This is a genomic window from Candidatus Limnocylindria bacterium (genome assembly GCA_036523395.1).
Lineage (GTDB): Bacteria > Chloroflexota > Limnocylindria > P2-11E > P2-11E > CF-39.
Genome location: DATDEH010000099.1, coordinates 1 through 2,621, shown reverse-complemented (window position 1 = coordinate 2,621; position 2,621 = coordinate 1). Strand labels below are relative to the sequence as shown.

Here is a 2,621-nt window from a genome sequence, read left to right as displayed (position 1 = left end):
CTCATCGGCTACTGGTACTTCTCGAGCGTGTTCCTCACGGGACTCGCGACGAACTTCTTCGTCGTCGGTCTGCTGTCCGCGGACGATCAGCGGCGCTTCGGTTGGATCGGCTGGCTCGCCGCTGCGGCCCCGGTCGGCATCGCCTGCCTCATCGGCGCGCTCGTCGTGCTGCTGGTCGTGCTTCGGCCCGAAACACACGCCGCGGTCTCCGCCGAGACGATCCGCCGGCAGGCGCGCATCCTCGGCCCGGTCTCGCGTCAGGAGCGCGTCGCGATCGCGGGCCTCGCGGTGCTCGTCATCGGGCTCGCGATCCAGCCGCTGATCCAGATCGACGCCGCGTGGCTCGCGCTCGGCGCGCTCGTGATCGTCACCGCCGGCGTGCTCGACCGCGAGAGGTTCCGCTCATCGCTGGACTGGGGCTTCCTCGCGTTCCTCGGCGTGCTGCTCGGCTCTGGCGCCGTGCTGCAGAGCGGGGGAGTGGACAAGTGGATCTCGGGGCTGCTGCTCGACGTGACGGCCGGTCTCCATTCACCGGGGCTGCTGGTCATCGCGTTCGCGGTGCTGGTGATGCTGAGCCGCATCGTTCTGCCGAGCCGGCCCGCGATGGTGCTCCTCAGCCTCGCACTGGTCCCGGCCGCACCGGCGCTCGGGATCTCACCCTGGGTCGCCGGCTTCGTCGTGCTCGTCGCGTCGAACGTCTGGGTGCTGCCGTATCAGGGGCTCGAGTACCTCATCGCGCGCGATGCGACGCAGGGCGAGGACTTCGACGATCGTCAGGGGACAGAGGTCGGCGCGGCGCTAACGCTGATCCGGCTCGTCGCGATCGCGGTGGCCGTGCCCGTGTGGCAGGCGATGGGCTTGGTGTCGCGCTAGAGCGTCACGGCGCCACTCGCGCTCCAGACACCTTGGTCGTCTCGATCGCGTCCTGGATGAAGCCGCTCCGCTTCGCGGTCTCCAGGAACTGAGTCACATAGGCGAACAGATCGCTTCGTCCGCTCGCGATGACGACTCCCCACCTGAACCGCGTGATCGAGTCGCTCAGAACGCGGCCACCGGCGAGGCGCCAGCCACCGTCGTCCACCTCGTCGCGTGACCCCGCATACGCCTCGGCTTCGTGTTGCTCGATGAGCGTCACCGCGTGCGCGATGCTCGGCACGTCGATGACGGTCGCGTACTTGAGGTTCTGCTTGAGGAACACTTCGATCGCGCTCGGGCTGAAGCTCGCGATCCGCACACCCTGTCTGTCAAGGTCGGCGACGGAGTTGTAGGGCGAATCGCCAGGCACCAGGTACGTCTGCTCGATCTCGAGATAGGCGGCTGTCGCGTTCATCCCCGGCTGCGGAATGTTGAAGTCGAGGCTAACGAACGCGACGTCCCAGTCGCCCGCGCGCCCAGCGTCCATGAGAACGGCCCCGTTGTTGTACGTGGACGTGATGAGCGTGGTGTGAAGCTGCGTCGCCAACTCGGCGGCGATCTCGACGCAGAGTCCGGCCTCGCCCCGAGCGTTCGTCTGCACGCACGCGATGTTCAGCTGATTGAACGCGGCGCGAAGCTTTCCACTCTTGATGAGGTCGGCAAGCGAGAGCGCAGTGGGCTTCGGTGTGGGAGCCACGGTCGGTTCTGGCGTCCGAGTCGTCATCAGATGGTCGCCACAGGACGTGGTGATGAGGACAACGATGGCGATGATGCTCGTCAGCCGAGCGAGCAAGGCGCCAGTCTCCGCCTCTAAGCGGGTATGGTCAAGGCCGTGCGAGCGCGAGTCCTGATCGGGTCAGTCGCGCGCGGAGCGTCGGGCATCGCGCCGATGTCGCGTGTGCCTGCAGCGCGAGCTGCTACAAACTTCCGAGGATTGCCGCGATCCGCAGCTGTACGAGGAGGACCGCTGCGACGATGGCGAAGGCGTAGAGCGCGAAGCTCCAAAGACGCAGGAGGCCCTCGTTCCTGTCGTCCGTTGCAACCTTGACGTTTGCTCGGCGTGAACTCTTCATGCCCTTATTAACGGGCACGCCACGCTTCGTTGGTTCCCTCAGATGGGGGAAACGCGTCCTGCCGATCGCACGCTGAGAGTCGCTTAGTAGGGGTGGCTGAGGACGTCCGCGACGCGGATCGCGAGAAGGACCGCTACGGCGACGACGGCGAACGCGATCAGAAGGACACCTGAGACGAGCTGCACCAGCTCATCAGCCTTCTTGTGTTTCTGTTCCTGCGTCTCTTCCACATGTCCATTAACGCGCAACGGTGCGGCAATGGGGCTCCCTCCCACGGGGGGAGCGCAGCGTCGCGTTAGTCGGGTGGCGAAGACCGATCCCCGGTTGACGCTTAGCCGGTCACGCTCGCAACGGCGCGGTCGGCGAGCTCGTCCGCTAGCGCGGTGGGCGTGAGCCGTCCACGCGGGCGATACCACTCATACGTCCAGTTGCACATGCCGATGATCGCGAGCGCGGCGATCTTCGCGTCCGCCGCGGAGAGCTCACGGCGCTTCACGCCCTCGGTGATGACGTCCTCGAACAGCCGGCGCATCGCGCGCCGCCGCGCCCGCACGCGCGCGAGCTCCGGCGCCGGCAGCGAGCGCCACTCGCGCAGGTATATGCCGACGGCGTCGAGGTTAGCCGTGACCGACA

At 66.8% G+C, this 2,621-nt stretch carries 4 protein-coding genes; 1 reads left to right on the top strand and 3 read right to left on the bottom strand.

Translation table 11 applies throughout. The features are described from left to right. On the top strand, positions 1 to 873 hold an 873-nt coding region (locus tag VI056_12585; protein ID HEY6203863.1), incomplete at its 5' end, for an SLC13 family permease. Positions 874 to 877: 4 nt separating this feature from the next. Here VI056_12585 and VI056_12580 read toward each other — a convergent pair. The 3 genes from VI056_12580 to VI056_12570 form a co-directional block, all read right to left on the bottom strand. After that, a complete protein-coding gene (locus VI056_12580) occupies positions 878 to 1,708 on the bottom strand; it encodes a transporter substrate-binding domain-containing protein (GenBank protein HEY6203862.1) in 831 nt (276 codons plus the stop codon). Positions 1,709 to 2,071: 363 nt separating this feature from the next. Continuing rightward, positions 2,072 to 2,218 (bottom strand): hypothetical protein, encoded by a 147-nt coding sequence (locus VI056_12575; GenBank protein HEY6203861.1) that lies wholly within the window; start codon positions 2,216 to 2,218, stop codon positions 2,072 to 2,074. A gap of 101 nt (positions 2,219 to 2,319) precedes the next feature. Continuing rightward, on the bottom strand, positions 2,320 to 2,621 hold a 302-nt coding region (locus tag VI056_12570; GenBank protein HEY6203860.1), incomplete at its 5' end, for a hypothetical protein.